This is a genomic window from Pseudorhodoferax sp., assembly GCF_047601025.1.
Lineage (GTDB): Bacteria > Pseudomonadota > Gammaproteobacteria > Burkholderiales > Burkholderiaceae_C > Pseudorhodoferax.
Window position 1 is genome coordinate 5,276,755 of the sequence record NZ_JASGJZ010000001.1, and the last position, 24,816, is coordinate 5,301,570.

Annotated in this window: 24 protein-coding genes, 1 tRNA gene and 1 riboswitch; of the genes, 15 read left to right on the forward strand and 10 right to left on the reverse strand. The window is 71.6% G+C overall.

What is annotated here, in order from left to right; genetic code table 11:
- The first annotated feature begins 39 nt into the window (after positions 1-39).
- Positions 40-330: a hypothetical protein gene (locus QM782_RS24320; RefSeq protein ID WP_415205436.1), complete on the forward strand. Its 291-nt coding sequence runs from the start codon at positions 40-42 to the stop codon at positions 328-330.
- A gap of 62 nt (positions 331-392) precedes the next feature.
- Entirely contained in the window at positions 393-1,400 is a 1,008-nt protein-coding gene (locus tag QM782_RS24325; protein ID WP_415205437.1) for a D-2-hydroxyacid dehydrogenase family protein, read from the forward strand.
- 19 nt (positions 1,401-1,419) lie between these two features.
- On the opposite strand, the gene QM782_RS24330 is transcribed toward QM782_RS24325, so the two are convergent.
- Positions 1,420-3,609: a hypothetical protein gene (locus QM782_RS24330; RefSeq protein WP_415205438.1), complete on the reverse strand. Its 2,190-nt coding sequence runs from the start codon at positions 3,607-3,609 to the stop codon at positions 1,420-1,422.
- A 62-nt stretch (positions 3,610-3,671) separates the two neighbouring features.
- Here QM782_RS24330 and QM782_RS24335 point away from each other — a divergent pair, with 62 nt between their 5' ends.
- From QM782_RS24335 to QM782_RS24345, 3 genes are read left to right on the forward strand one after another with little or no spacing between them, the layout of a single operon-like run.
- Positions 3,672-5,192 (forward strand): 3-hydroxyacyl-CoA dehydrogenase, encoded by a 1,521-nt coding sequence (locus QM782_RS24335; RefSeq protein ID WP_415205439.1) that lies wholly within the window; start codon positions 3,672-3,674, stop codon positions 5,190-5,192.
- 16 nt (positions 5,193-5,208) lie between these two features.
- Positions 5,209-5,988, forward strand: coding sequence for an oxepin-CoA hydrolase, alternative type (locus QM782_RS24340; RefSeq protein ID WP_415205440.1), 780 nt, complete (start codon positions 5,209-5,211; stop codon positions 5,986-5,988).
- A 19-nt stretch (positions 5,989-6,007) separates the two neighbouring features.
- Complete coding sequence (locus QM782_RS24345; protein ID WP_415205441.1) at positions 6,008-6,727, forward strand: Crp/Fnr family transcriptional regulator; 720 nt, start codon at positions 6,008-6,010, stop codon at positions 6,725-6,727.
- A gap of 278 nt (positions 6,728-7,005) precedes the next feature.
- Here QM782_RS24345 and thiD read toward each other — a convergent pair whose 3' ends face one another.
- The 5 genes from thiD to thiC are packed head-to-tail and all read right to left on the reverse strand — an operon-like array spanning position 7,006 to position 12,570.
- The gene (gene thiD, locus QM782_RS24350; protein ID WP_415205442.1) at positions 7,006-8,613 is read right to left on the reverse strand and encodes a bifunctional hydroxymethylpyrimidine kinase/phosphomethylpyrimidine kinase; all 1,608 of its coding nucleotides are present in this window, start codon (positions 8,611-8,613) and stop codon (positions 7,006-7,008) included.
- Positions 8,610-9,419, reverse strand: a complete 810-nt coding sequence (locus QM782_RS24355) for a thiazole synthase (protein ID WP_415205443.1) — start codon at positions 9,417-9,419, stop codon at positions 8,610-8,612. The genes thiD and QM782_RS24355 overlap by 4 nt, the downstream gene beginning before the upstream one ends.
- A 4-nt stretch (positions 9,420-9,423) precedes the next feature.
- Positions 9,424-9,636: a sulfur carrier protein ThiS gene (gene thiS, locus QM782_RS24360; RefSeq protein ID WP_415205444.1), complete on the reverse strand. Its 213-nt coding sequence runs from the start codon at positions 9,634-9,636 to the stop codon at positions 9,424-9,426.
- Positions 9,633-10,721: an FAD-dependent oxidoreductase gene (locus tag QM782_RS24365; protein ID WP_415205445.1), complete on the reverse strand. Its 1,089-nt coding sequence runs from the start codon at positions 10,719-10,721 to the stop codon at positions 9,633-9,635. Before QM782_RS24365 ends, thiS begins: the two co-directional genes overlap by 4 nt.
- Position 10,722: 1 nt before the next feature.
- Positions 10,723-12,570, reverse strand: coding sequence for a phosphomethylpyrimidine synthase ThiC (thiC, locus tag QM782_RS24370; RefSeq protein ID WP_415205446.1), 1,848 nt, complete (start codon positions 12,568-12,570; stop codon positions 10,723-10,725).
- A 91-nt stretch (positions 12,571-12,661) separates the two neighbouring features.
- A riboswitch (TPP riboswitch) is annotated at positions 12,662-12,770 on the reverse strand.
- Between the two features lie 202 nt (positions 12,771-12,972).
- On the opposite strand from thiC, the gene QM782_RS24375 reads away from it, so the two are divergent.
- From QM782_RS24375 to QM782_RS24390, 4 genes are all read left to right on the forward strand, one after another.
- On the forward strand, positions 12,973-13,521 hold the full coding sequence (locus QM782_RS24375; RefSeq protein ID WP_415205447.1) for a YagU family protein: 549 nt from the start codon (positions 12,973-12,975) through the stop codon (positions 13,519-13,521).
- A 133-nt stretch (positions 13,522-13,654) separates the two neighbouring features.
- Positions 13,655-13,731, forward strand: a tRNA-Arg gene (locus QM782_RS24380).
- 234 nt (positions 13,732-13,965) lie between these two features.
- Entirely contained in the window at positions 13,966-15,198 is a 1,233-nt protein-coding gene (locus QM782_RS24385) for a thiolase C-terminal domain-containing protein (RefSeq protein ID WP_415205448.1), read from the forward strand.
- A 41-nt stretch (positions 15,199-15,239) separates the two neighbouring features.
- On the forward strand, positions 15,240-15,644 hold the full coding sequence (locus QM782_RS24390; protein ID WP_415205449.1) for a Zn-ribbon domain-containing OB-fold protein: 405 nt from the start codon (positions 15,240-15,242) through the stop codon (positions 15,642-15,644).
- A gap of 19 nt (positions 15,645-15,663) precedes the next feature.
- Here QM782_RS24390 and QM782_RS24395 read toward each other — a convergent pair whose 3' ends face one another.
- Positions 15,664-16,767: a Bug family tripartite tricarboxylate transporter substrate binding protein gene (locus tag QM782_RS24395; RefSeq protein WP_415205450.1), complete on the reverse strand. Its 1,104-nt coding sequence runs from the start codon at positions 16,765-16,767 to the stop codon at positions 15,664-15,666.
- Between the two features lie 182 nt (positions 16,768-16,949).
- On the reverse strand, positions 16,950-17,228 hold the full coding sequence (locus QM782_RS24400) for an iron-containing alcohol dehydrogenase (protein WP_415205451.1): 279 nt from the start codon (positions 17,226-17,228) through the stop codon (positions 16,950-16,952).
- A gap of 104 nt (positions 17,229-17,332) precedes the next feature.
- On the opposite strand from QM782_RS24400, the gene QM782_RS24405 reads away from it, so the two are divergent.
- The 3 genes from QM782_RS24405 to QM782_RS24415 all read left to right on the forward strand — a co-directional run bounded on the left by QM782_RS24405 (position 17,333) and on the right by QM782_RS24415 (position 19,137).
- Positions 17,333-17,650 (forward strand): hypothetical protein, encoded by a 318-nt coding sequence (locus QM782_RS24405; protein WP_415205452.1) that lies wholly within the window; start codon positions 17,333-17,335, stop codon positions 17,648-17,650.
- A 99-nt stretch (positions 17,651-17,749) separates the two neighbouring features.
- Positions 17,750-18,157 carry an HU family DNA-binding protein gene (locus tag QM782_RS24410; RefSeq protein ID WP_415205453.1) on the forward strand — a complete coding sequence of 136 codons (408 nt, stop codon included), beginning with the start codon at positions 17,750-17,752 and terminating at the stop codon, positions 18,155-18,157.
- A 38-nt stretch (positions 18,158-18,195) separates the two neighbouring features.
- Entirely contained in the window at positions 18,196-19,137 is a 942-nt protein-coding gene (locus tag QM782_RS24415) for an SdiA-regulated domain-containing protein (protein WP_415205454.1), read from the forward strand.
- A gap of 86 nt (positions 19,138-19,223) precedes the next feature.
- Here QM782_RS24415 and QM782_RS24420 read toward each other — a convergent pair whose 3' ends face one another.
- Positions 19,224-20,426, reverse strand: coding sequence for an MFS transporter (locus tag QM782_RS24420; protein ID WP_415205455.1), 1,203 nt, complete (start codon positions 20,424-20,426; stop codon positions 19,224-19,226).
- A 381-nt stretch (positions 20,427-20,807) separates the two neighbouring features.
- A complete protein-coding gene (locus QM782_RS24425; protein WP_415205456.1) occupies positions 20,808-21,707 on the reverse strand; it encodes a LysR family transcriptional regulator in 900 nt (299 codons plus the stop codon).
- A gap of 262 nt (positions 21,708-21,969) precedes the next feature.
- Here QM782_RS24425 and QM782_RS24430 point away from each other — a divergent pair, with 262 nt between their 5' ends.
- The 3 genes from QM782_RS24430 to QM782_RS24440 all read left to right on the forward strand — a co-directional run bounded on the left by QM782_RS24430 (position 21,970) and on the right by QM782_RS24440 (position 24,792).
- A complete protein-coding gene (locus QM782_RS24430; protein ID WP_415205457.1) occupies positions 21,970-22,323 on the forward strand; it encodes a cyclophilin-like fold protein in 354 nt (117 codons plus the stop codon).
- A gap of 41 nt (positions 22,324-22,364) precedes the next feature.
- Positions 22,365-23,480 (forward strand): alpha/beta hydrolase, encoded by a 1,116-nt coding sequence (locus QM782_RS24435; RefSeq protein ID WP_415205458.1) that lies wholly within the window; start codon positions 22,365-22,367, stop codon positions 23,478-23,480.
- Positions 23,481-23,592: 112 nt separating this feature from the next.
- On the forward strand, positions 23,593-24,792 hold the full coding sequence (locus QM782_RS24440; RefSeq protein ID WP_415205459.1) for an MFS transporter: 1,200 nt from the start codon (positions 23,593-23,595) through the stop codon (positions 24,790-24,792).
- Positions 24,793-24,816: the final 24 nt, after the last annotated feature.

Consider the following 24,816-nt stretch of genomic DNA (forward strand, 5'->3'; position numbering starts at 1 on the left):
CCTGCCCCAATCCACCCGCTGGCGTGGAAGGAGTACGACATGGGAATCGCAATGCTGGCGGCCGCACGACTGGTGCAGGCCATGCCGCAACGGCTCGAAGCCTGGATCGAGGAGTGGAGCCCGCGGCGGCTCGCCACGCGGCTGCGCCGCCGCCGGCCGGCGCGGCGTCCTGCCAGCGCCACCGTGCGGCCATTGCGGGTGCTGCGCGTGCTGGAGCCGCAGCAGGCGCGCAACGCCGCCGGCCGCATGGTCATTTCGGGCCGCATGGCCGACGTCTGCGCCGAACTGGACCGCCTGGCCGCTGCGGAAGCCGAGGCACCGCGGCACTGAAGCCCCCCGCGCCTGCCCCCTTCGGGGCCGAGCAACGAGCGGCCGCGAGGCACAATGCCCGGATGAACGTTGTGATCCTCGACGACTACCAGGACGCGGTGCGCAAGCTCGACTGCGCCGCAAGGCTCGAACCCTATGCGGCCAAGGTCTACACCAACACCGTCAAGGGCCTGGGCCAGTTGTCCGTACGGCTTCGCGATGCCGACATCATCGTGCTGATCCGCGAACGCACGCACCTGAACCGCGCCCTGATTGAGAAGCTGCCGCGGCTCAAGCTGGTCGCGCAGACCGGCCGCGTCGGCCCGCACGTCGACGTGGCGGCCTGCACCGAGTACGGCGTGGCCGTGGCCGAAGGCGTGGGCTCGCCGGTGGCGCCGGCCGAGCTGACCTGGGCCCTGGTCATGGCCGCTGCGCGCCGGCTGCCGCAATACATCGGCAACCTCAAGCACGGCGTCTGGCAGCAGTCCGGCATGAAGACCGCCTCCATGCCACCGAACTTCGGGCTGGGCACGGTGTTGCGCGGACGCACGATGGGCATCTTCGGCTATGGCCGGATCGGCCAGATCGTCAGTACCTTCGCCCGCGCCTTCGGCATGCACGTGCTGGTCTGGGGCCGCGCCGGCTCCTGCGAGCGGGCGCGGGCCGATGGCCACCACGTGGCGTCCGGGCAGGACGAACTGTTCGCCGAGAGCGACGTGCTGTCGCTGCACCTGCGCCTGAACGAGGAGACGCGCGGCATCGTCCGGCTCGACGATCTGTCGCGCATGAAGCCGACCTCGATACTGGTCAACACCGCGCGCGCCGAACTGATCGAGCCGGACGCCCTGCTGGCCGGCCTGAACCGCGGGCGCCCCGGCATGGCGGCCGTCGACGTGTTCGAGAGCGAACCCATCCTGCAGGGCCACGCGCTGCTGCGCCTGGAGAACTGCATCTGCACGCCGCACATCGGCTACGTGGAACTGCAGAGCTACGAGATGTACTTCAGCGCGGCCTTCGACAACGTGGTGAACTACATCCGCGGCACGCCGACCAACATCGTCAACCCGGGCGCACTGCAAGTCCGGCGCTGACGCTGCACCAGCCACCAGCCTACAGGCTGGAGCCGCGCGTGGACTTCGGCGCGATCTGCGCCTCGGTGGTGGGATCGAACAGGTCGAACGCGATCATCCCGCTGTCCAGTTCGGGCTTGGCCGGCGGAGGCGCCGCGACGGGTGCGGAAGCCGGGACGGCATCCAGGTCGAGTTGCGCCAGGTCGATGTCGACCGAAGCCAGCGGCGACGGCGCGGACGCCGACAGGTCGTCGAAGTCCGACAGGTCCAGGTCCAGCGGCACGCTGGCCATCGTGTCGTGGTCGGTGCCGTGCCGCAGCGGCGTCGGGCCGGACTCCGGCACCAGATCCAGTTCGAGGTCCAGTTCCGGCAAGGCGGGCACCGGCACCGGCGGTGGTTCCGGCCGCGCCGGCTGCGCGTGCGCCACCGGCTCGCCCACGCCCAGCCCGCCGAAGCTCGACGGCGTCCGCTCCTGGCCGGCCGGCATGGCGATGGCCTGGGCAACACCGTACAGCAGCAGCAGGTCGCGGTACGCCGCCAGATCCAGAGGCCGGCTGGCATCGCCGGGATGGCGCAGCAGATTGGCTTCGATCGTGTCCAGCACGCGCGCCTCGCCCCACGCCGTCTCGATGCTGAGCAGCGTGGCCGGGTACTCTTCCAAGCCCAGCCCTTCGTCGTGGAAGGCCGCGAAGCTCGGCAGGTGGGCATTGAAGCGCGCCTCGAAGCGCTTGCGCACGGCGTTGTAGCCGTCCTGCCGTCCGAGCCGGTGGTGCAGCCCGAGCAATTCCAGGAGGCCCAGCGGGCTCATGTCGTCGTGTTCGCGCAGATGCTGCTCCAGCACCTCGACCGCCTGCTCGTACTGGCCCAGCGAAATGAAGAACTCGGCGTGCTGGTGCACGTCGAAGAACTCGTCCGGCCGCACCGGCCGCGAGACGATGGCCGGCGCCGGTATTGGCCGCGCGCTCTGCGCGAACACGGTGCTGCTGCCGGCACGACCGTCCTGCACCGAGGGCTTGGCGGCGCCCATGGCGGACGCCGGCTCGCTGTCGAAAAACTCGTCGGCCATCGAGGACCTGGCCACGGCCGCCGGCTTGAAGGTGAACGGCGCGTCGCGCCCGGTCTCCAGCGGCACCGGCGCGGACGGCGCGGTCGGTTGGACGCTCCAGTGCGCTGCCAGCGCCGCGTTGCGCGCACGCTGCCAGAAGTACGCGGCCAGGCCGATGGCCAGCAGCAGCAGCGCCAGCAGGCCGTACAGCAGCAGGATGTCGACGCGGCCGCGCTCGGACTCGTCGAGGCGGCGCTCGGCCGCTTCGAGGCGCGCGCGCAGTTCGCGCTCCGCCGCGCCGGGCTGCGCCGACTGGGCGGCGCGCGCCGCGGCCTGGGCCACCAGCGCGTCCATCCGCTTCCACTCGCGCACGATCTCCTCGGGCGTCAGCTGCATTGCGCGCCACAGCGCGGCCGCCTCCTCGCGCGCGGCCGCGGCCGGGTCGGCCGGTGCGCCGGGCAGCGCCGGACTGGGCTGCAAACCGGCCTGGCGGGCGAGCGGTGCGTCCAGCGTCAGCCGCGGCGTGCCGCCGGCATCGGCGATGCCGGCGGCTCCAAGCGCGGCAGGTGACTCGGCTGCCGGCGCTTTCGCACGCGCCACGGCCCTGGGGGGCGCCTGGCGTTCCGCCTTCGCAGGCGCGGTGCGGACCGCCACGGGCGCCGCCTTGCGCGGCACGGCCGCAGCCGGCGGCGCGGGGACGGGCGCCGGTGCAGTCCGCGCCGCGACGGGTGGCGCAGCCGGTGCAGCGGACGGCGCCGGCACCGGTGGTACCGGCGCAACAGCCGCCGGGGCCTGCGCGGCCACCAGGTCGGCCGGGAACTCGGGAAGGAAGTCGTAGCGCCGCGTGCCGCCGGTGCCGCACAAGGCCTGCAGCACCACGCCGACCACCGGCTCGTCGACCACCGCGCTGGAGCGCAGCCGCAGCACCGCGCTGCCGGAGCCGCCATCGGGCGGCTGCACCACCACGCGCACGCGGCCCGGGTCGATCGCCCGGTCGCCATGGAACACCTTGGCGCGGAAACATTGCGAGGACGCCTCGTCCGCGGCGTTGACGCCGATCTCGATCGCGAGGCTCAAGGGCTGGCCCAGCACCACGTTGCCACGTGCGCGGCCCAGCGTCATTGCAGAACTGCCTGCCGCTGCCCCCAACAGCACCAGGCCCACCAGCTTGTTGCCGAGTTTCACGGTGTCTTTCTACGCGTCATTGGCGCACCATAGCATGCTGATCCGCAGGTAATAATCGACCGATGGTCAAAGCATATCGCGTCGTCGGCATCGTCGGAGCCGGCGCCATGGGCCGAGGAATCGCGCAAATTGCAGCACAGGCCGGGAGCACGGTCAAACTGCACGACCTGCAGCCGCAGGCCGCCGCCGGAGCCCGCGAGGCCGTTTTCGCGCAATGGGACAGGCTGCACGAGAAGGGCCGGCTGGACGCAGCGCAGCGGGAACGCCAGCGCGCCGCGTTGGTCCTGGCCGACACGCTGTCCGATCTGGCCGACTGCGACCTGGTGATCGAGGCGGTGGTCGAGCGGCTGGACGTCAAGCAGCGGCTGTTCGCGGAACTGGAAGCCATCGTGCGCGCCGACGCCGTGCTGGCCAGCAACACGTCCTCGCTGTCGATCACCGCGATCGGCGCCGCGCTCCAGCGCCCCGGGCGCCTGGCCGGCTACCACTTCTTCAACCCGGTGCCGCTGATGAAGGTGGTCGAGGTCGTCGCCGGCCTGAAGACCGACCCGGCCGTCTGCGCCGGGCTCATGCAGTACGCGCAGGCGATGGGCCACACGCCGGTGCAGGCCGCCGACACGCCGGGCTTCATCGTCAACCACGCCGGCCGCGGCTACGGCACCGAGGCGCTGCGCATCGTCGGCGAGGGCGTGGCCGACTTCGCCACGATCGACCGCATCCTGAAGGACCAGGCCGGCTTCAAGCTCGGCCCGTTCGAGCTGATGGACCTGACCGGGCTGGACGTCTCCCATCCGGTCATGGAGTCGATCTACCGCCAGTACTACGAGGAACCGCGCTACCGGCCCAGCGCGCTGGCTGCGCAGCGCGTGGCCGGCGGCGTCTACGGCCGCAAGGTCGGCGAAGGCTTCTACCGCTACGCCGGCGGCGTGGCCGAGATGCCGCCCGAGCCGCCGGTGCCGCAGGTCGCGCAGCTGCCGCCGGTCTGGGTGTCCACCCGCGCCGCGCGCCGGGCCGAGCTGCTGCGGCTGCTCAAGAAGCTGGGCGCGCGCATCGAGACCGGCCAGTCGCCATCGATGGAGGCGCTGGCGCTGGTGGCGCCGCTGGGCTTCGACGTCACCACCGTCGCCGTGGTCGAGCGGCTGGACCCGGCCCGCACCGTCGGCATCGACCTGCTGATCGACGACGGCGCCACCCGCCGGCGCGTGCTGGCCACCAACCCGGCCACGCGCACGGACATGCGCGATGCCGCGCACGCGCTGTTCGCGCGCGACGGCAAGCCGGTCAGCGTGATCCGCGACAGCGGCGGCTTCGTCACGCAGCGGGTGGTGGCCACCGTCGTCAACATCGCGGCCGACATCTGCCAGCAGCGCATCTGCTCGCCGCGCGACCTGGAACTGGCCGTCACGCTGGGCCTGGGCTACCCGCTCGGGCCGCTGGCCATGGGCGACCGCTACGGGCCGACCAACGTGCTGGAAGTGCTGTTCAACCTGCAGACCGTCTACGGCGACCCGCGCTACCGCCCCAGCCCCTGGCTGCGCCGGCGCGGCGCGATCGGCCTGAGCCTGCTGCAGGAAGAAGGCTGAACCGGCCCGCCGCGCCATGCCTGCCGCCCTGCTCAGCACCCGCGAAGGCGCCACGCTGGTGCTGACGCTGTCGCACCCGGAGCGCCACAACGCGCTGGGACCCGATCTGTGCGCCGCCGGCATCGAGGCGCTGAACGTGGCCGGCTCCAGCGCCGAGGTGGCCAGCGTGGTCATCGCCGGCGCCGCGCCGCTGTTCAGCCTGGGCCACGATCCGCGGAAGCTGCAGGCCAGCCGGCGCGAAAGCGCGGCGCACCAGGTCGCGCTGACCGAGAGCCTGCACAGCTGGATCGAGTCGATCCACAGCTTCCCGAAGCCGGTCATCGCGGCCGTCGAGGGCGTTGCCGCCGATGCCGGCTTCGCGCTGGCGCTGGCCTGCGACTTCATCGTGGCCGCACGCGACGCCCGGTTCGCCATGGCCTGCAGCCGCCTGGGCCTGACGCCGGACGCCGGCGCCAGCTGGCAGCTGGCGCGCGCCTTGCCCCGCCAGCTCGCGGCCGAGCTGCTGATGCAGGGCACCCGGCTGCCGGCGGAGCGCCTGCACCTGCTGGGCGTGGTCAACCGCCTGTGCGCGCCGGGCACCGCGCTGGCCCAGGCCCTCGCGCTCGCCGGGGAGCTGAACACCCGCGCCCCGCAGGCGCTGGCCGGCTGCAAGGAACTGCTGGCCGAAGCCGCCGGCGCGACGCTGCCGCAGCAGCTCGCGCGCGAGCGCGACCTCTTCGTGACCAACCTGCACCACCCGGACGCCGGCGCCGCCCTGGCCGACTTCCTCGCGCGCCCGCCGGCCCCGCAAGCCTAGGCACGCCCGCGCGACGGCCATGGACGAGCCCATCCTGACCATCGACGAGCGCGAGGCGATCAACGCCGGACGCTGGTTCTCGTCCCTCTCCCCCTCGCTGCGGCACGACATCCTGCGCTGCGCCTACGTCAGGCGGTACAAGGACGGCGAACTGATCGCCGCGCGCGGCGACGTGGCGGAGGAATGGGTCGCCTGCGCCAAGGGCGCGGTGCGCGTCAGTTCCACCTCGCTGTCGGGCAAGCAGATCACGCTGACCTACGTGGAGCCCGGCATCTGGTTCGGCGACACCGCCTTCTTCGACAGCGACCGCCGCACGCACGACGTCTACGCCCATGGCGCGACCACCATGGTCTGCGTCGCGCGGGCGGACTTCCGCAAGATCCTGGCCGCGCACACCGAGCTGTACGAGGCGCTGATGTGGCTGCAGGGGCGCCGCATCCGGCTGCTGCTCGGCCTGGTGGAAGACCTCAACACGCTGCCGCTGCGCGCGCGGCTGGCCAAGCAGCTGCTGCACCTGGTGCGCAGCTACGGCGTGCCCAGCCTGGACAACGGCGCCGAGATCCGCATCAGCCTGCAGCTGGCGCAGGAGGAACTGGCCCAGTTGCTCGGCGCCTCGCGCCAGCGCGTGAACCAGGAACTCAAGACCATGGAGCGCGAACAGGCCATCCGCATCGAGCCGGCCGGCCTGATCGTGCGCGACCGCGAGGCGCTGATGCGCATCGTGGAAGCCGAGCGCTGACGCCGGAGCCCCGGCGCCCGGCCGCACCGGGCCGGCCACCCGCGACGCAAGAACTGGCCGGACGGCGGCGCGACCGCGCTGCCGGCGCTGCGGTGCGCGCCGGCAGGCGCCGCCCCGCGGTCATCCCAGAAACGGCAGTCGACTGGCCGGAACACAGGCAAATGCTGGCCGCCCCCTGGAATTGATCGACTGTGCGACGCATCCATCCGGAGCTGCTCCGCCATTGCCGAAAACGGCCGCCTCCCCGTACCAGCACTTGCTTTTCCTTGTTGTCGACATCACCCGGCTGCCGCTTCCAGCGGTCGTGCCGACCACGGCACCGGCAGGCTGGGCCGCGGCCAGCCGAGGGATGCGCGATCGGGCTGCGGCCGGGGCACGGCCCGCGCCAGCGCTTCCTGCATCGCCGGCACCGTCTCGCCCGGCTGCGCGCCCAGCATGCGCACCACGCACACGCCGTCGGCGCCGGCCTCGGCCGCCTGCGTGATCTGCCGCGGCTCCAGGATGCCGCCGATGGCCACCACCGGCGCGCCGGCCATGGCCACCCACCAGCGCAGATTGTCCAGCCCCTGCGGCCGCCAGGGCATGGCCTTGGTCAGCGTGGGCCAGACCGGGCCGCAGGCGATGTAGGCCGGCGCCAGGCCGCGCGCACGCGCCAGTTCCCACAGGCTGTGCGAGCTGACGCCCAGCGCCAGCCCGCTGGTGGCCAGCGCGGCGCGCTCGTCCTCGGCCAGCGCCTGCAGGTCGCTCTGGCCCAGGTGGACGCCGTGCGCGCCGCAGGCCATGGCCAGCTGCCAGTGGTCGTTGACGAACAGCCGGGCGCCGGCCGTGCGGCAGGCCGCGCTGGCAGCGCGCACCGCCTCCTCCAGTTGCCGGTACCAGCCGGCGTCGGCCCCGGCCGGCTGCTTGATGCGCAGCTGCACGGTGCGGACGCCGGCGGCCAGCACCGCCTGCACGCGCGCGGCGCTGTCGACGATGGCGTACAGGCCCGGCGCGCCGCCCGGCGCGGCGCGCTCCGGCGCAAACACCGGCTGGTCGCCGAAGCTCAGGCACGGCAGCAGCGCGGGATCGGCATGGAAACCCGGTCGCGCCAGCACCTGGCCCGGCCCGCGGCCGGCCGCATGGCCGTGGCGCAGCGCGTGCGTGGCCGCCATCTTGGCCAGCACCGCCGCGTCGGCCGCGACGAAGCCGCGCGCCAGCGCCGCCGCGGCGCTGCTGGCGAAGGTGCAGCCCGTGGCATGCGTGTTGCCGGAGCCCAGGCGCGGCAGCGCCAGCCAGCCGCGCGCGTGCGGGCTGTCCAGCCAGTCCAGCGCCAGGGATTGCTCGTCGGCACCGGCGTCCGCCGGATCGCCGCCGGTGATGCACACGGCCTCGGGGCCCAGCGCGCGCAGCGCCTCGGCCGCCTCGGGCAGCTCCTCGCGCCGCAGCGCCGGGCGGCCCAGCAGCCGCGCGGCCTCGCGCCGGTTCGGCGTGATCAGCGTGGCCAGCGGCAACAGGTGCGTGCGGTAGGCCTGCACCGCCGCGTCGTCGGCGAAGGTGGCGCCGCTGCTGGCGCCCAGCACCGGGTCCACCACCAGCGGCAAGCCGGGCCGGCGCTCGCGCAGCCGGCGCGTCCAGGCGGCCACGCTGCGCATCTGGCCGGCGTCGCACAGCAGGCCGGTCTTCAGCGCGTCCGCCGGCATGTCGTCGGCCAGCGCCTGCAGCTGGGTGTCGATCAGCGCCACCGGCATGGGCGCGACCTGCGTCACGGCGCGCGAGTTCTGCGCCGTGACGGCCGCCACCACGCCGCAGAAATGCGTGTCGGGGAACGCGTCGATCGCGCGCTGGTCGGCGGCCAGGCCGGCGCCGCCGCTGCTGTCGGTCCCGGCGATGCTCCAGACCACGTTCATGGCGCACCTCCGACCAGCAGCGGCTCGCCGCCCACCGGCGTGCTCGGCACGGCGAAGTCCTGGCGCGCCATCACGCCGGCGCGCCAGGCCGCACGGCCGGCGCGCACCGCGTCGCGGAAGGCGCCGGCCATCGCGACCGGGTCGCGCGCCTGGGCCACGGCGGAGTTCAGCAGCACCGCGTCGAAGCCCAATTCCAGTGCCTGCGCCGCGTGCGAAGGCGCGCCGATGCCGGCGTCGACGATCAGCGTGGCACCCGGCAGCCGCTCGCGCAGCGTGCGCAACGCGAACGGGTTCAGCAGGCCCTGGCCCGAGCCGATCGGCGCGCCCCAGGGCATCAGCACCGGGCAGCCGGCATCGAGCAGGCGGCGGCACAGCACCAGGTCGTCCGTGCAGTAGGGCCAGACCACGAAGCCTTCGCGCACCAGCTGCTGCGCGGCCTGCAGCAGCTCGAACGGATCGGGCTGCAGCGTGTGCTCGTCGCCAACGACCTCGAGCTTGAGCCAGGGCGTGTCGTACAGCTCGCGCGCCATGCAGGCCAGCTGCACGGCCTCGCGCGCGGTGCGGCAGCCGGCGGTGTTGGGCAGCAGGCGCGCGCGCCGGCGCTGCACGGCCTCGCGCACGATGGCGACGAAGCCGTTGTCGCCGCCGGCAGCCAGCGCGCGCCGCAGGCCCACGGTCACGACCTGGGTCTCGGCGGCGGCGATGGCCTCGGCCAGCACCTGGGGCGAGGGATAGCCGGCCGTGCCGAGCAGCAGGCGGCTCGCGAGTTCGGTACCGGCGACCTGCCAGCAATCGTCCGCGGTCATGGATTCATCCTCCGACGATGGGTTGGAACAGCACGACGGCATCGCCCTCGCGCAGCGGGCGGTCGCGCAGGCCACGCGCGACGAACTCGCCGTTGACGGCCGTCGCCACGGCACCGGGTGCGTGGCCCAGCGCGGCCACGAGCTCGGCCAGCGTGCTGCCGGCGGGCACCGCGTGCGGGCGGCCGTCGAGCTGGATCGGCAGTGCCGCCTCGTTCATGCCGGCTCCTCCAGCGGCAGCAGCGCCAGCGCGTCTTCCACCAGCGCCGGCGCCATCAGCCAGCCGTGGCGGAACAGACCGTTGATGCGCAGCAGGCCATCCTCCTGCGCGATGCGCGGCAGATGGTCCGGCAGCGCCGGGCGCAGATGCCGGTCCAGCCGCAGGATGCGGGCCTCGGCCAGCACCGGCAGCACGCTGTGCGCGGCACTCATCAGCTCGACGGCGCTCTTCAGCGAGACCGGCGAGCGGTCCTCGCTCTCGATCTCGGTGGCGCCGACGAACACCAGGTCGTCCGGCCGCGGCACCAGGTAGACGCGGTGGCGCGCGTGCAGCAGCCGCAGCGGCCGCGTCAGGCCGTGGCCGGGCGCGTGCAGCCAGGCCGTCTCGCCGCGCACGCCGCGCAGCGGCAGCGCGTCCTGCGCGCCCAGGCCGCGCACGTCGATCGCCCAGTCGAAGTCCTGCCGCGCGCCATCGGCGAACCGCAGCTGGCCGGGCAGCGCCTGCGCGACGGCACGGCCCCAGTGCCACTGCACGCCCTCGGCCTGCGCCTGCAGCGCCGCCATGGCGGCCAGCGGGTCGATCTGGCCCTCGCCGGGCAGCAGCCAGGCGTGCGCGGGCGGCGGCAGCGCCGGCTCCAGTCGCGCCAGCGCGGCGGCGTCCAGCGGCTGCGGCGCGGCGTGCGGGTCGCCGGCCAGCCGCGCCAGCACGCGCTGCGCGCTGCCGAAGTCGGCGCGGTGCGCCAGCAGCAGGCTGCCGCGCGCCGCGAAGAACACCCCGCGGCCGTCCGCCCCACCCGGAAGACGCTGCTCGCCGCCGGGTCGCCGCGGCGGCGCCAGCGCCTCGACGATGCCCTGCCACAGCGGGATCGAGCGCCAGCCCAGCGCCGCGACCCGCGCGTCGGCATGGTCGCGCTCGGCCAGCGGGCTGAGCATGCCGGCCGCGCTGAACGCGGCCGGGCCGCGCGCATCCCACTGCGGGGCCGGACCCGGCGCGGCGTCGAACACCGCCACGCGCGCGCCGCGCCGTGCCAGCTGCCAGGCCAGCAGCCGGCCCAGCAGGCCGGCGCCGGCAATGCCGATGCGCATGTCAGGCCCTCGCGATCGGGACGTACAGGTCGCCGCCGGCCGCCTTGAACTCCGCCGACTTGGCCGCCATGCCCTGCGACGCATAGGCCCGCACCTCCTGCGTGATCTTCATCGAGCAGAACTTGGGTCCGCACATGGAGCAGAAATGCGCGACCTTGCTGGCGTCCTTGGGCAGCGTCTCGTCGTGGAACTCGCGCGCCGTGTCCGGGTCCAGGCCGAGGTTGAACTGGTCGGCCCAGCGGAACTCGAAGCGCGCCTTGGAGAGCGCGTCGTCGCGCGCCCGCGCCCCCGGGTGGCCCTTGGCCACGTCGGCCGCGTGCGCGGCGATCTTGTAGGCGATGATGCCCTGCTTGACGTCCTCGCGGTCCGGCAGTCCCAGGTGTTCCTTGGGCGTCACGTAGCACAGCATGGCCGTGCCCATCCAGCCGATCATGGCCGCGCCGATGGCCGAGGCGATGTGGTCGTAGCCCGGCGCGATGTCGATCGTCAGCGGGCCCAGCGTGTAGAACGGCGCCTCGTGGCAGTGCTTCAGCTGTTCGTCCATGTTGGCCTGCACCATGTGCATGGGCACGTGGCCGGGGCCTTCGATCATGGTCTGCACGTCGTGCTTCCAGGCCAGCTGCGTCAGCTCGCCCAGCGTGCGCAGCTCGGCGAACTGGGCCTCGTCGTTGGCGTCGGCCGCGCAGCCGGGGCGCAGGCCGTCGCCGAGCGAGAAGCTCACGTCGTAGGCCTTCATGATCTCGCAGATCTCCTCGAAGTGCGTGTAGAGGAAGCTCTCCTGGTGGTGGGCGATGCACCACTTGGCCATGATCGAGCCGCCGCGCGAGACGATGCCGGTCATGCGGTCCGCCGTCAGGTGGATGAACGGCAGGCGCAGGCCGGCGTGGATGGTGAAGTAGTCCACGCCCTGCTCAGCCTGCTCGATGAGCGTGTCGCGGAAGATCGCCCAGGTCAGGTCCTCGGCCACGCCGCCGACCTTCTCCAGCGCCTGGTAGATCGGCACCGTGCCGATCGGCACCGGGCTGTTGCGCACGATCCAGTCGCGCGTGGTGTGGATGTTGCGGCCGGTGCTGAGGTCCATCACGTTGTCCGCGCCCCAGCGGATCGCCCAGACCAGCTTCTCGACCTCCTCCTCGATGCTGGAGGTGACGGCCGAGTTGCCGATGTTGGCGTTGATCTTGACCAGGAAGTTGCGGCCGATGGCCATCGGCTCGACCTCCGGGTGGTTGATGTTGGCCGGGATGATGGCGCGCCCGCGCGCCACCTCGTCGCGCACGAACTCGGGCGTGATCGGGCCCTTGGGCAGCGCCGCCCCGAGCGGGTTGCCGGCCAGGCGGCGCTCGCGGCCGGCGTCGGCCAGGTACTCGGCCATCCACTCGCGCCGGCCGTTCTCGCGCAGCGCGACGAACTCCATCTCGGGCGTCACGATGCCGCGGCGCGCGTAGTGCATCTGCGTCACGTTGGCGCCCGCCCGGGCGCGGCGCGGCCGGCGCTGCAGCGCGGCGGCCTCGGCGCGCAGCGCGGCCAGCCGCGCGTCGTCCTTGCCGCCGTCGTCCAGGGCCTGGCGCACGCGGCCCTCGTAGGACTCGGTGTCGCCGCGGCCGTCCAGCCAGGGCGCGCGCAGCGCCGGCAGGCCGCGGCGCACGTCGATCGCGGCGGCCGGATCGGTGTAGGGGCCGGAGGTGTCGTACAGGTGGATGCGCTCGCCGTTGGTCAGCAGCACCTCGCGCAGCGGCACGCGCAGGTCGGCGCGCGAACCTTCGAGATAGACCTTGCGGGAGGCGGGAAAGGGTTCGCGCGTCAGCGCCAGCAGCTCGGCGAACGGGGCGGCGCGGTCGGGGGCATTCATGCGGGCAATCTCCTCGGGGTGGATGGATTGCTCCGCATCGCGCCGGGAGAATGCAAGCACGCGCCCGCCCTTGGGCGGTTGCGCGCAGTCCTCTCGGCACTGCAGCTCTTCTTACGCTGGTACTAACCAGATCAAGTTCGCGGTTCCGGCGGTCAGGTCCGCCATCTCAGCACGCCATACGTGCACCCCGGAGCGGGCGCAAGTCTAGGGGCCGGCGGCGGCGGATGTCAAATGTCCGTCGCGAAGTGGTGCGAAACACCCGCGCTGCGCGTCCTCCTCGTCGCGGCCGGACGCGTCGCCAGCATGGCCATTGCGGCCATGTCACCGCGCCGTCGGACGACTCGGGTTCAATCGCAGGCCGGCCCTTGGCGGGCAAGGGCTTTTTCAGGGAGGAAACGGTACATGCTGAACAACAAGGTCGATCGCCAGGTCCTGATCTGGGGCACCCTCGTCGGGGGCTTCATCAGCTCGCTCGTCAAATGGGGCTCCGAGGTCAACATGCCGCCGCGCGTGCCGGGCGAGGTCTCGCCACCGGGCGCTCACATCGATGCCTGGCTGGGGTGGCTGGGCATCAACTCGCATTCGCTGGACTACATGTACCAGGGCGTGAAGGTCGCCGGTGCGGTCACGCTCTACCACTGGCTGTTCAGCTTCGCCTTCGCCTTCGTGTACGTGCTTGCATCGGCCTGCTGGCCGCGCGTGCGCCTGTGGTACGGCGCAGCCTTCGGCCTGGTCATCACGGTGGTCATGCACGGCTTCCTGATCCCGCTGCTGGGCTTCCGGAACCCGGTCTACGCCAGCGGTGCCCCGGGCTGGCTGTGGAACCTCAACGGCTACGAGCTGTGGAGCGAGATCCTCGGGCACATCTACTGGTCGGTGTCCATCGAGATCTGCCTAATCGCCGTCCTGGCCCACTTCGGCCGGCCCATCCGCGGCGCCTGGACGGACTGAACGCACGCACCGCCACCGCGCACCGGCGGCGAGGTGACGACGCTATGATCGCGGCCTTCCGCCAAGTTGGAACTTGCGGAGCGCTCCGCAAGCGCAGCCGAACGCTGCCACAAGGAACGGCGCCAGCACAGCACTGCCCGTAGCTCAGTCGGATAGAGCAACAGCCTTCTAAGCTGTGGGTCGCAGGTTCGATTCCTGCCGGGCAGGCCACGTCGGGGCCCGGCGCCGCTGGTCGGACGAACGCGCGAACAGGCCGAGGCCACGGCGACGCTTCCCTGCCGAGGCATGCACGCGCCACGAGATCCAGACCGCATCCTGGATGCCCCCGGGTGCGACGAACGCCGGCATCCCCGAAGTACGGAACGACCGCGCCACCGCCTGGACAGGGATGGCGGCGACAGGCCACGATGGGACGACAGACTCCCTGCTCCAAGAGGAAACGCGATGAAGAGCACCGCGCAGCACCCGCCCGGCACGGACACTGCAGTGTCCAGGCAGGCAAGAACGCTGCGTGGCAAGGCTGCGGTGGTCGGCATCGGGGAGACGACCTACTACCGGCACGGCCAGGCCCCCGAGCCGGAATTCAAGCTCACGCTGCGGGCCATCCTGGCGGCATGCGCCGATGCGGGCATCGACCCGCGCGAGATCGACGGCTTTTCTTCGTTCCACGACGAGCGCGCCGCGCCGCCGCGGCTGGCGGCCGCCCTCGGCATCCGGGAACTGCGCTTCTCGAACCTCCAGTGGGGCGGCGGCGGTGGCGGCGGCTCCGCGGCCGTGGCCAACGCGGCGGCGGCGGTGGCCACCGGCATGGCCGACTGCGTGGTGGTGTTCCGCGGCCTGGCGCAGGGACAGTTCCTGCGCTACGGCCGCATCGGCGCCACGGAGCGCACCGTATCCGGGGACATGGCCTACCAGATGCCCTACGGCGCCATGACGCCCGGGCAGCGCTACTCCATGAAAGCCATGCGCTTCATGCACGAGCACGGCGTACGCCAGGAGGCCCTGCGCGCCATCGCGCTGGCGTCCTACCACCACGCCCAGTCCAATCCGCGCGCCGTGATGTACGGCAAGCCGCTGGACGCCGCCACCTACGACGCCTCGCGCTGGATCATGGAGCCGCACCACCTGTACGACTGCTGCATGGAGAACGACGGCGCCGCCGCCATCGTCCTCGTCAGTGCCGAGCGCGCGCGGCAGCAGCGCCATCCGCCCGCCTACGTGCTGGGTGCCGCGGCCGGGGGGCCCTACCGCGCGGCCGCCGCGGCCGCCAACGGACCCAGCTACGGCAGCGCGCATTTCGGCAGCGTCGCGCCGCACCTGTACGCCATGGCGGGAATTGGCCCGGCGGACGTGGACGTCGTGCAGTGCTACGAGAACTTCACCGGCGGCGTGCTCATGAGCCTGGCCGAGCATGGCTTCTTCGCCCCCGAAGAGGCCAATGAATTCCTCGTGCCCGACAACCTGATCGCGGGCCGCGGCAAGCTGCCGCTGAACACCAGCGGCGGCAACCTCGCGGAGTGCTACATGCACGGCATGGAACTGCACCTGGAAGCCGTGCGCCAGATCCGCGGCCAGTCGCCCAACCAGGTGGCGGACGCCGAAGTCGCGCTGGTGGCGGCCGGCCCGATGGTCACGCCGGTCAGCACCATCGTCTACGGAGCGCAGAGCACGCTGTGACACACGAAGCCAGCTACCTCCCGGAAGGCCTTCCCATTCCCGTGCCCGAGCCGGACGGACTCAGCGCGCCGTTCTGGGAAGGCCTGCGCGCCGGCCAGCTGCTGGTGCAGCGCTGCGAGGCCTGCGGCACCTTCCAATGGGGTCCGGAATGGATCTGCCATGCCTGCCACGCCTTCTCGCCCGGCTGGCAGCAAGTCGAGCCCACGGGCGTGATCTACAGCTGGACGCGCGTCTGGCACGCGACCCACCGCGCGGTGCAGGGCCACGTGCCCTATCTCGTCGTCGTCGTGGAGCTTCCGGGCGCCGGGAACGTGCGCATGGTCGGCAACCTGCTGGGAGATCCGCGCCAGCGCGTGGACATCGGCACCAGGGTCCGGGGGCGATTCGAGCAGCACCCCGACGCCGACCCGCCCTACGCGCTGCTGCAGTGGGTGGTGGACGCATGAGCCCACCACCGGCCGCCTCTCACTGGGGCACGATGCCGGCCTTGTTCACGACCTGCCGGGACAGCGCGATGTCGTCCTGCTGGTACTTGCCCAGCGCCTCGCCGCACAGATGGAAAGGATCCAGGCCGCGCCGCTCCAGAGCCCCCGTGATCTCCGGTTTCCTCAAGGCCTGTTCGGCCGCCTCGCGCACCTGCTGGAGCACGGCCGGCGGCGTCTTGGCCGACGCGAACACGCCGAACCACGGCAGCAGCCGGTAGTCCGGCAGGCCTGCCTCGGCCGCGGAAGGCACGTCGGGCAGCACCTTGTTGCGCTGCTCGCCGGCGATGAGCAGCGGCCGGATCTTGCCGCTCTGGAAGAACGGCAGGCCGCCGGCCATGTCGATGTGCATCGTGTCGACCTGGCCGCCAGCCAGGTCCGTGAGCGCCGTCACGGTCGACTTGTAGGGAACGCTCAGCATCTTGATGTCGGCGGTCTGGGTGAAAAGCTCGCCGGACAGGCGCAACGCGGCGCTGCTGTGCGCGAAGCTGAACTTGCCGGGCTGCGCCTTGGCGGCGGCGACCACCTCACCCGCCGTCTTGAAGGAACTCGACGCCGGCACGGCCAGCACGACGGGGATCCGCGCCACGCCACACACCGGCGCGAAGTCCCGCGCGGGATCGTAGGGCAGGTTCTTCTTCATCAGGGGATCGAGCACCGACAGCGAGCTGCTGGTGAAAATCAGCGTGTGCCCGTCGGCCGGGGCGTTCAGCAAGGCGTTCGCGGCGATCAGTCCCTCCGCGCCGAGGCGGTTCTCGACCACGACGGGCTGCTTCACCTGCCCTGCCAGGGCCTGTGCGAAATCGCGCGCGTTCACGTCCGTGCCGGAGCCGGCACTGAAGGGAACGATGATGGTGATGGGCTTGTCGGGAAAGGCATGGACCGCGCCCGCCGCCGCCAGCAGCGCGCCGCCGGCCAGACAGGTGATTGCTTTCTTGAACATTGTGTCTCCATGGAATTGAGGAACGGGTCCGGGCCAGCCTCCGTGGGCGAACCGTCGGCCAAGCGTAGGAGCGTGCAGCGCCCGATTCAACTGGGGTTTTTCGAAGCAGCGTTTCGGACACTGCGAAGAAATGCCTTCGCGCAAGCATCAGGCCCGATGCGGGACGGCAGCTTCGCCGCCGGCAACCCCGGCGCGCGCCGGACCCGCCACACCGCCAGGAATGCTCTTCGGGAATCCAGCGCCGAACTGCGCGCCACGAAGCGTGGATGCGCGACTTCGCGGGCCTTTCCCAACAGGGCGATGCGCCGCCCGCCCGTCCGATCGATCTATGCAGCGAGCTTCAAGATCTGCTCGATCTCGGACGGGCCCGAGATCCGGCGCGGATTGCAGGGCACCCACGCCGTGCCCATGGCTTGCTCGGCAATGGCTGGAAACTGATCCTGCCTGATGCCGATCGCCGAAAGCGAACGTGGCATGCCGAGAAACTCGATCAACTGGCGCAGCGCCTCGCTGGCGTCCATCCCGGGTTCGCCGACGGCCGCCGAGACTTCGGCCTGCTGCACGGCATTGACGGGAGCGTTCCACCGCAGCACGGCGGACAGCATGACGCACGACGCGCTTTCCCTCCAGCGGCACGATCGACCGCTGGTCGTTCACCTCGCCGGACGCCGAAGGTCGCACGGTGGTGTTCGAGCCACGGGGCAACGCCGTGTTCAACGACGGCGCGAGCAGGCCGCGCGGCGCGCAGCAGGGCACGGGACTGGTGCAGCCCATCGACCTGTGCGTGCGCCATCAGCTGGCGGATAGCTCGCTGGTGCGGGTGCTGGCGCCCCGATGCGGGCCGTTCCCGGGATTCTTCCTCTACGTACCGTCGCGGGCGCAGATGCCGGCCAGGATCCGGGCGTTGACGAGCTTCCCGATCGAGCAGCGGGAACGGCTCGCAAGGGAATCCCGCGAGGCCATCCACGCAGGGGGCCGGGGCAGGAAGGCACCTCCCGCCGAAGCCGCCGCTGCGCAGCCGCGTTGACGGTGCATGCTGCCCAAGCGGACCGAAGAAGCACCTTCTCTAGAATCCGCGCGGGGGCCGAGCCCCCTTTTCTTCACAACGACACCTGGAAAGTGATCCATGGCAACTGCAAAGAAGCCCGCCAAGCCCGCACCCGCCGCCAAGAAGGCCGCGAAGCCCGCACCTGCCGCCAAGCCGGCGGCAGCGACCGTCAAGCCGGTCAAGGAAACGTTCACGAAGTCGGCGCTGGCGGCCCACCTCGCCGAGCAATCCGGCGTCGAGCCCAAGTCGGTGAAGGCGGTGCTGGCCGCGCTCGAAGCCGCCGTCCTCGGCTCCGTCCACAAGAAGGGCGCTGGCGCGTTCGTGCTGCCCGGCCTGCTCAAGATCGACGTGCAGAAGGTGCCGGCCAAGCCCAAGCGCAAGGGCATCAACCCGTTCACCAAGGAAGAACAGGTATTCGCCGCCAAGCCGGCGACGGTGCGCATCAAGGCCCGCGCACTGAAGAAGCTCAAGGACGCCGCGCTGTAAGGCGCACGACCCGAGGCGCGGGGCTCCAGGCCGAAGACATGCCCGTCTCGCCCCGCGCCATGCCATGGTCCTTCGCCCGGGCCATGCGCTGGCTCGCCCTTGCCCTGGCTGTCGCATCACTCGTGGCGATCGGCTATCTGGACCTGGCGCGCATTGCTTTCTACTGGATCACCAGCGCTGACACCCAGCGAGCGCCCGCGGGTCCGGAGCTCGATCTGCACGCCTATCGCGTCGCGATCGAAGCGCGGCCGATCCGGGGATTGAGCGCCAATGCATCGGGCCTGACGTACAGCCAGAAGACTGGCAGCCTGTTCGCCGTCATCAATCGCCCGCCTGCACTGGCAGAGCTGTCGCTCGACGGGCAGCTGCTGCGCCTGGTTCCCTTGCCCACCATCAAGGACCCCGAAGGAATTGCCCACGTCGAGGACGACATGTTCGTCATTGCGGACGAGTCCGACAACCGCCTGCACTGGGTCAGCATTCGACCGGGCGAGGGCACGGTGACGCCCGTGGACACCACCCGCCTTCCCCTGGATTTCAGCCATCTGCACAACTTCGGATTCGAAGGCGTCTCCTGGGACGAATCGCGGGCCGAACTGCTGGTGGTGAACGAGAAGTGGCCGCGGCGCGTGCTGATGGTCAACGGCCTGGCGCAGCGAGGAGGCACCCAGATGCCCACGCTGCAGGTGCATGACTGGAGCCCCTCCGCATGGCTCGGCACGCTGGGAAGCGACCTGGCCTCCATCACCGCGCATTCCCGCACCGGCAATCTGCTGGTCCTGAGCGAAGAATCCGCGGCCGTGACCGAGTATTCACGCCAGGGCACGCTCCTCGGCGTATTGCCGCTCTGGCCCGGCATTGGCGGGCTCAAGCAGAAGGTGCCCCAGCCCGAAGGAATTTCCATCGGGCCCGACGACTCGATCTACATCATTTCGGAACCCAACCTGTTCTATCGGTTCACGAGAACGGGCCGCCAGTAGCGGTCGGCATCCTGCACGCGCCTGCCGTCCAGCCTTGTTCCCCGTGCGCCGCGCCATGCGCGTTCTGTCGTTCCGAGGTGTGCCGGCTAGCGCGGAATCCAGTACGCCAGAACCGCCGCCGCGGTGAACGCGATCAGCCCGGTGACGGCGATGCCCGCGCCCAGCGACAGGCTGGCCGCGAGAAAGGACAGCAGTGCCGGGCCGCTGGAAGAGCCGATGTCCGACATCAGCCGCCACACGCCGAGGAAATGCGCGCGGCCGTGGCGCGGCGAATGGTCGGCGCCGATGGTCATGATCATCCCCGAGCCGATGCCGTTGCCGAAGCCGATGGCCAGCGCGGCAAGCAGCAGCGTGGTGACGCCGGAGGTCAGCGGCATCATCAGCATCGCCAGCCCCATGATCAGCATCGATGGCACCGCGACCCAGCGCCGGCCCTTGTGGTCCATCACCTTCCCGGCCGGGTAGAACACCAGCATGTCCACGCCGCCGGCCAGGCCGTAGACCAGCGATGCCGTGGACGGCGCGAGGGCGAGGTGGTCGGCCCACAGCGGGATCACGGCCTGGCGCGATGCGCGCACCGCGCTGACCAGCAGCACGCCCAGGCCCAGGGTAAGGAACACGCGGCGGTGGTCGCGCAGCGTCGAGAGGATGGTGGTCGAGGCCGGTGCCGCCTGGCCGGTCGCTGGCGGCGGCGCCTCCAGATCGGGGATGCGCGCGCCGACGAGCGCCGCGCCCAGCACGGCGGCGATGCCCACCCAGTAGGCGGCCGCCAGCCCGAATGCGTGCACGGCGGCCGCCGCGAGAAAGGGGCCGCCGAACATGCCGATGCGCATCACCCCGCCCAGCGTCGAGAGGGCCCGCGCCCGGTAGGCCAGGGGCACCGCCTCGGTCATGTAGCTCTGGCGGGCCAGGTTGTAGACGGCCTGCGACATGCCCACCATGAAGCAGCCCGCGGCGAACAGCCCCAGGTGCGAGGTGCCCACGCACAGGAGCATGCCCAGGCCGCTCCACACGCCCGCGGCGACGATCGCCCAGCGCTCGCCCCAGCGCATGGTGATCAGCGACGCCGGGATGTTGCTGAGCAGCGAGCCGATGCCGATCAGCGCCACCATCAGCGCCGCGATGGGGACCGAGGCACCGAGGTCGCGCGCCGTGAGCGGAACGATGGGCAGGATGGCGCCCTCGCCCAGCCCGAACAGCAGCGACGGGCCGAAGGCCGGAACGGCGATGCGCCACAGTGAAAACGACGCGTGGTCGGACGGAGTCGAAGGGGTGGAAGGCGTGGGCATGCGGCGCAACGGTGGGACTTGGCCCGCCTGACCCGCGTCAGGAACGGACGGGGCGATTGTCTTGCCGATGGCCGATCCTTGCGGGCGGCGTGCGTCGCGGGCGCGGCGCCCGCCCCGCATCCCCGGATGCAGCGTCGATCCGCCCCCTGCCCGGCCTGGCCCCGGAAGCGGTGGATGCATCGATCGCGCCCACGGTGGGGTGCGCCGGACCACAGGCGTGGCGCAGGCCACCGCCCGGGTGGGTTGCCAGGGCAAGGACTGCAACGCCCGCATGCGGCCTGGCGTGCCCCGGCCCGAAGGGCGAGGCCCCGGGCACGGCGATGGCGATGGTGATGCGGGTGGACGCTCATCGGGAGCCGCGCGTGGGCGTGCGCGATGCGTTCACGGCTTCTCGCTGAAGCGCAGCGCATCGACCACCCGCGCGAACGCCGGCGAAGGCTGCCGGCGGCTCGGGTAGTAGAGGTGGTAGCCCGCGAAGGCGGGGCACCAGTCCTCCAGCAGCCGCACCAGGCGGCCCGCCTCGACATGCGCCATCACCTCGTCTTCCGGCAGCAGCGTGACGCCCAGCCCCGCCAGCGCCGCATCCACCTGGGGCTGGGCGGTGTTGAAGATCAGCTGTCCGTCCACCCGCACGTTCAGCTTGCGCCCTTTGCGCTCGAAGTCCCACACGTAGAGCCCGCCCGACGTGGGCATGCGCTGGTTGATGCAGCTGTGCGCCGTGAGGTCATGGGGCGTCCTCGGCGCCGGATGCTGCGCCAGGTACGCCGGCGACGCCACGACCGCCATGCGCAGCGGCGGACCGATGGGAATCGCGATCATGTCCTTGTCGATCGTGCTGCCCAGGCGCACGCCGGCATCGAAGCGGTCGGCCACGATGTCGCGCAAGCCGTAGTTCACGTCGAACTCCAGCGTGACGTCCGGGCACTCGCGCAGCACCGGCGCCAGCCTGGGCAACAGGATCGTGTGCAGCACGTTGTCGCCGCAGGTGATGCGCACGGTGCCCGAGGGCTTGTCGCGCAGTTCGGTCAGCGCATCCAGCTCGGACGCGATCTCGTCGAACCGATGGCCGATGGCATTCAACAGGCGCTCGCCCGCCGCCGTCGGCGAGACGCTGCGCGTGGTGCGGGTCAGCAGCCGGATCTGCAGCCGCGCCTCCAGGCCGCGGATGGCCTGGCTCAATGCCGATTGCGTCACCCCCAGCTGGGCCGCGGCGCGCGTGAAGCTGCCTTCGCGCGCGATGGTGACGAAGTACAGGAGGTCGTTGAGGTTGCCTCTGGCCATGGTCCGGTCGCTCCTGGATTCCTCAAATTCTGATTAGCTGATCTTATAAGGCCTTTAAGCATCCATTAGCTAGTCAGGGTGGCCTCCTGTGCGGAAGATACGAGGCATGCCGCAGTCCATTCCCCTCTCCAGGCGCCAGGCACGGCGCGGAACGCTGGCGCTGCTGGCCGGCGCGCTCCTCGGACGGGCGGCGTGCGCCCCCGCCGGTTCGGCCGCGCAGGCGCCGGCTGGCGCGGCCCCCGCGCCCTCGAAGGAACCCACCATGCAGATTCGCCTGACCGTCGGAGCGCAGGTCGCCACCGCCACGCTGTACGACAACGCCACCGCCAGGGACTTCGCGTCGCTGCTGCCGCTGTCCCTGACGATGACCGACTACGACCGCATCGAGCGCGTGTCCGACCTGCCGCGCCAGCTGTCCACCCAGGGCGCGCCCGAAGGCATGGCGCCCGTGGCCGGCGAACTGACCCACTACGCCCCCTGGGGCAACCTGGCGATCTTCATCGAGCCGCGCGCCTGGTCGCGCGGCCTGCTGCCGCTGGGCAAGGTCGACGGCGGCCTGTCCATCCTGTCCCGGCCCGGGCCCTACCGGGTGCGGATCGAACGCGCGGCGCCCTGAGCCGCCTCCCGCAGCGCCCCCTTCTGAAAGGAATATCCACCATGACCAGGAACATCGAGACGAGCAGCGGCATCGCCGCGCCAGATGCTGCCGATGCCGGCCGCCGCACCATGCTGAAAGCGGCCGGCACCGGGATCGCCGCCCTGGGCGTCGGCGCCGCTGCCGCGGGCCGGACCGTGGCGCAGCCGCAGCCGACGCTAGATACCCAGTGGGACAAGACCTTCCCCCGGAGCGGCAAGGTCGACCACAGGAAAGTCATCTTCAAGAACCGCTACGGCATCACGCTGGCGGGAGACCTGTACCAGCCGAGGAACGCCGGCGGCAAGCTCGCGGCACTCGCGGTCGGCGGCCCGTTCGGTGCGGTGAAGGAGCAATCCTCCGGCCTGCACGCGCAGACCATGGCCGAACGCGGCTTCGTCACGCTGGCCTTCGACCCCTCCTACACCGGCGAGAGCAGCGGCGAGCCGCGCAACGTCGCCTCGCCCGACATCAGCGTCGAGGACTTCAGCGCCGCGGTCGATTGCCTGGGCCTGCTGCCGAACGTGGACCGCGAGCGGATCGGCATCATCGGCATCTGCGGCTGGGGTGGCATGGCGCTGAGCGCCGCGGCAGTGGACAAGCGCATCAAGGCCGTGGTTGCCAGCACCATGTACGACATGACGCGCGTCATGTCCAAGGGCTACGACGACAGCATGACCCAGGAACAGCGCACGCGGACGCTGGAGCAACTGAGCCGGCAGCGCTGGAAGGATGCGGAGAACGGCACCCCGGCCTACCAGCCACCCTATAACGCACTGAAGGGCGGCGAGGCCCAGTTCCTGGTCGAGTACGCCGACTACTACCGCACGCCGCGCGGCTACCACCCGCGCGCGGTCAACTCCGGCAACGCCTGGACGGTCACCACGCCGCTGCCGTTCATGAACCTGCCGATCCTCACCCACATCCGGGAGATCTCGCCGCGGCCGATCCTGCTGGTCCACGGCGAGAAGGCGCACTCGCGCTACTTCAGCGAAACCGCCCATGCGGCGGCGGCCGAGCCGAAGGAACTCGTGATCGTTCCGGGCGCCGTCCACGTAGACCTGTACGACCGGCTGGACAAGATCCCGTTCGACACGCTGGCGGCGTTCTTCCGGAAGAACCTGGCCGCGCCGGCGTAGAGCCGCCGGCCACCGGGGTGCGCCGAGCGCGCCCCTCGTGCTCGCATTCCTGACCGCGCCTGCCCCAGCGGATGGCGCGGCGTTTCCTATTGCGCCGCAAGACAAGCATCCCATGACCACCGCCGCCATCGACGCCCCCCAGGAAAAGCCGACCTCCTGGAGCGGCGTGTTCGCCCTGGCCGCCTGCGCCTTCGCGCTGATCGCCTCCGAGTTCCTGCCCGTCAGCCTGCTGACGCCCATGGCAAGCAACCTGCGCGTCACCGAAGGCCGGGCCGGCCAGGGCATCGCGGTCTCGGGCGCCTTCGCCGTGCTCACCAGCCTGTTCATCTCGGCGCTGGCCGGCGGCCTCAACCGCAAGACACTGCTGCTGGGGCTGACGGCGGCGATGGGCGTGTCCGGCGCGATCGTCGCGCTGGCGCCCAACTACGCCACCTACATGCTGGGCCGGGCGCTGATCGGCGTGGTCGTCGGCGGCTTCTGGTCCATGTCGGCGGCCACGGCGATCCGGCTGGTGCCGGCACGCGACGTGCCGCGTGCCCTGGCCATCGTCAACGGCGGCAACGCGCTCGCCACGGTGGTGGCCGCGCCGCTGGGCGCGTACCTCGGCACCGTCATCGGCTGGCGCGGCGCGTTCCTGTGCCTGGTGCCGGTGTCGCTGATCGCACTGGCCTGGCTGTGGAGGACGCTGCCCTCGATGCCCGCTGCGGCACGCGCCCCTGGCATCGGCCATGTGTTCAAGGTGTTCACCCTGTTCGGGCATCCGGGCGTCGCCGTGGGCATGCTGGCCGGCAGCCTGCTGTTCATGGGGCAGTTCTCGTTGTTCACCTACGTGCGGCCCTTCCTGGAAACGGTCACGGGCGTGCATGGGGCCTCGATCTCGCTGATCCTGCTGGTGATCGGCGCGGCAGGCTTTGCCGGCACCGCGCTCATCGGCAGTGTCCTGCAACGCCGCTTCTACCGGACGCTGGTCGTCATCCCGCTGCTGATGGCCGCCACCGCGCTGGCTCTGGTCGCCTTCGGCGGCTGGACCACCGTCGTCGTCGCGCTGCTCGCGCTGTGGGGCCTGGCCGGCACCTCGGCGCCCGTGGGCTGGTGGGCCTGGATCGCCCAGGTGTTCCCCGAGGATGCCGAAGCCGGAGGCGGCCTGTTCGTCGCGGTGGTCCAGATGTCCATCGCGCTGGGCTCCACCGTGGGCGGGCTGCTGTTCGACCACAGCGGCTACCGCAGCACGTTCATCGCGAGCGCCATGCTGCTGGTGGGCTGCGCCGTGCTGACGATCGCCACCGCGCGCCAATCCGCAGCGCATGCGTGATCGCATGGACGCGCCGAACCACCG

Bases quoted from the DNA above. Each gene is read 5' to 3' on its own strand.
- QM782_RS24430 (WP_415205457.1), top strand. From the start codon at position 21,970: ATGCAGATTCGCCTGACCGTCGGAGCGCAGGTCGCCACCGCCACGCTG.
- QM782_RS24435 (WP_415205458.1), top strand. From the start codon at position 22,365: ATGACCAGGAACATCGAGACGAGCAGCGGCATCGCCGCGCCAGATGCT.
- thiD (WP_415205442.1), bottom strand. From the start codon at position 8,613: ATGAACGTGGTCTGGAGCATCGCCGGGACCGACAGCAGCGGCGGCGCC.
- QM782_RS24440 (WP_415205459.1), top strand. From the start codon at position 23,593: ATGACCACCGCCGCCATCGACGCCCCCCAGGAAAAGCCGACCTCCTGG.
- QM782_RS24400 (WP_415205451.1), bottom strand. From the start codon at position 17,228: ATGCTGTCCGCCGTGCTGCGGTGGAACGCTCCCGTCAATGCCGTGCAG.
- QM782_RS24325 (WP_415205437.1), top strand. From the start codon at position 393: ATGAACGTTGTGATCCTCGACGACTACCAGGACGCGGTGCGCAAGCTC.
- QM782_RS24345 (WP_415205441.1), top strand. From the start codon at position 6,008: ATGGACGAGCCCATCCTGACCATCGACGAGCGCGAGGCGATCAACGCC.
- QM782_RS24340 (WP_415205440.1), top strand. From the start codon at position 5,209: ATGCCTGCCGCCCTGCTCAGCACCCGCGAAGGCGCCACGCTGGTGCTG.
- QM782_RS24335 (WP_415205439.1), top strand. From the start codon at position 3,672: ATGGTCAAAGCATATCGCGTCGTCGGCATCGTCGGAGCCGGCGCCATG.
- QM782_RS24415 (WP_415205454.1), top strand. From the start codon at position 18,196: ATGCCCGTCTCGCCCCGCGCCATGCCATGGTCCTTCGCCCGGGCCATG.
- QM782_RS24320 (WP_415205436.1), top strand. From the start codon at position 40: ATGGGAATCGCAATGCTGGCGGCCGCACGACTGGTGCAGGCCATGCCG.
- QM782_RS24425 (WP_415205456.1), bottom strand. From the start codon at position 21,707: ATGGCCAGAGGCAACCTCAACGACCTCCTGTACTTCGTCACCATCGCG.
- thiS (WP_415205444.1), bottom strand. From the start codon at position 9,636: ATGAACGAGGCGGCACTGCCGATCCAGCTCGACGGCCGCCCGCACGCG.
- thiC (WP_415205446.1), bottom strand. From the start codon at position 12,570: ATGAATGCCCCCGACCGCGCCGCCCCGTTCGCCGAGCTGCTGGCGCTG.
- QM782_RS24355 (WP_415205443.1), bottom strand. From the start codon at position 9,419: ATGACCGCGGACGATTGCTGGCAGGTCGCCGGTACCGAACTCGCGAGC.
- QM782_RS24375 (WP_415205447.1), top strand. From the start codon at position 12,973: ATGCTGAACAACAAGGTCGATCGCCAGGTCCTGATCTGGGGCACCCTC.
- QM782_RS24410 (WP_415205453.1), top strand. From the start codon at position 17,750: ATGGCAACTGCAAAGAAGCCCGCCAAGCCCGCACCCGCCGCCAAGAAG.
- QM782_RS24365 (WP_415205445.1), bottom strand. From the start codon at position 10,721: ATGCGCATCGGCATTGCCGGCGCCGGCCTGCTGGGCCGGCTGCTGGCC.
- QM782_RS24385 (WP_415205448.1), top strand. From the start codon at position 13,966: ATGAAGAGCACCGCGCAGCACCCGCCCGGCACGGACACTGCAGTGTCC.
- QM782_RS24420 (WP_415205455.1), bottom strand. From the start codon at position 20,426: ATGCCCACGCCTTCCACCCCTTCGACTCCGTCCGACCACGCGTCGTTT.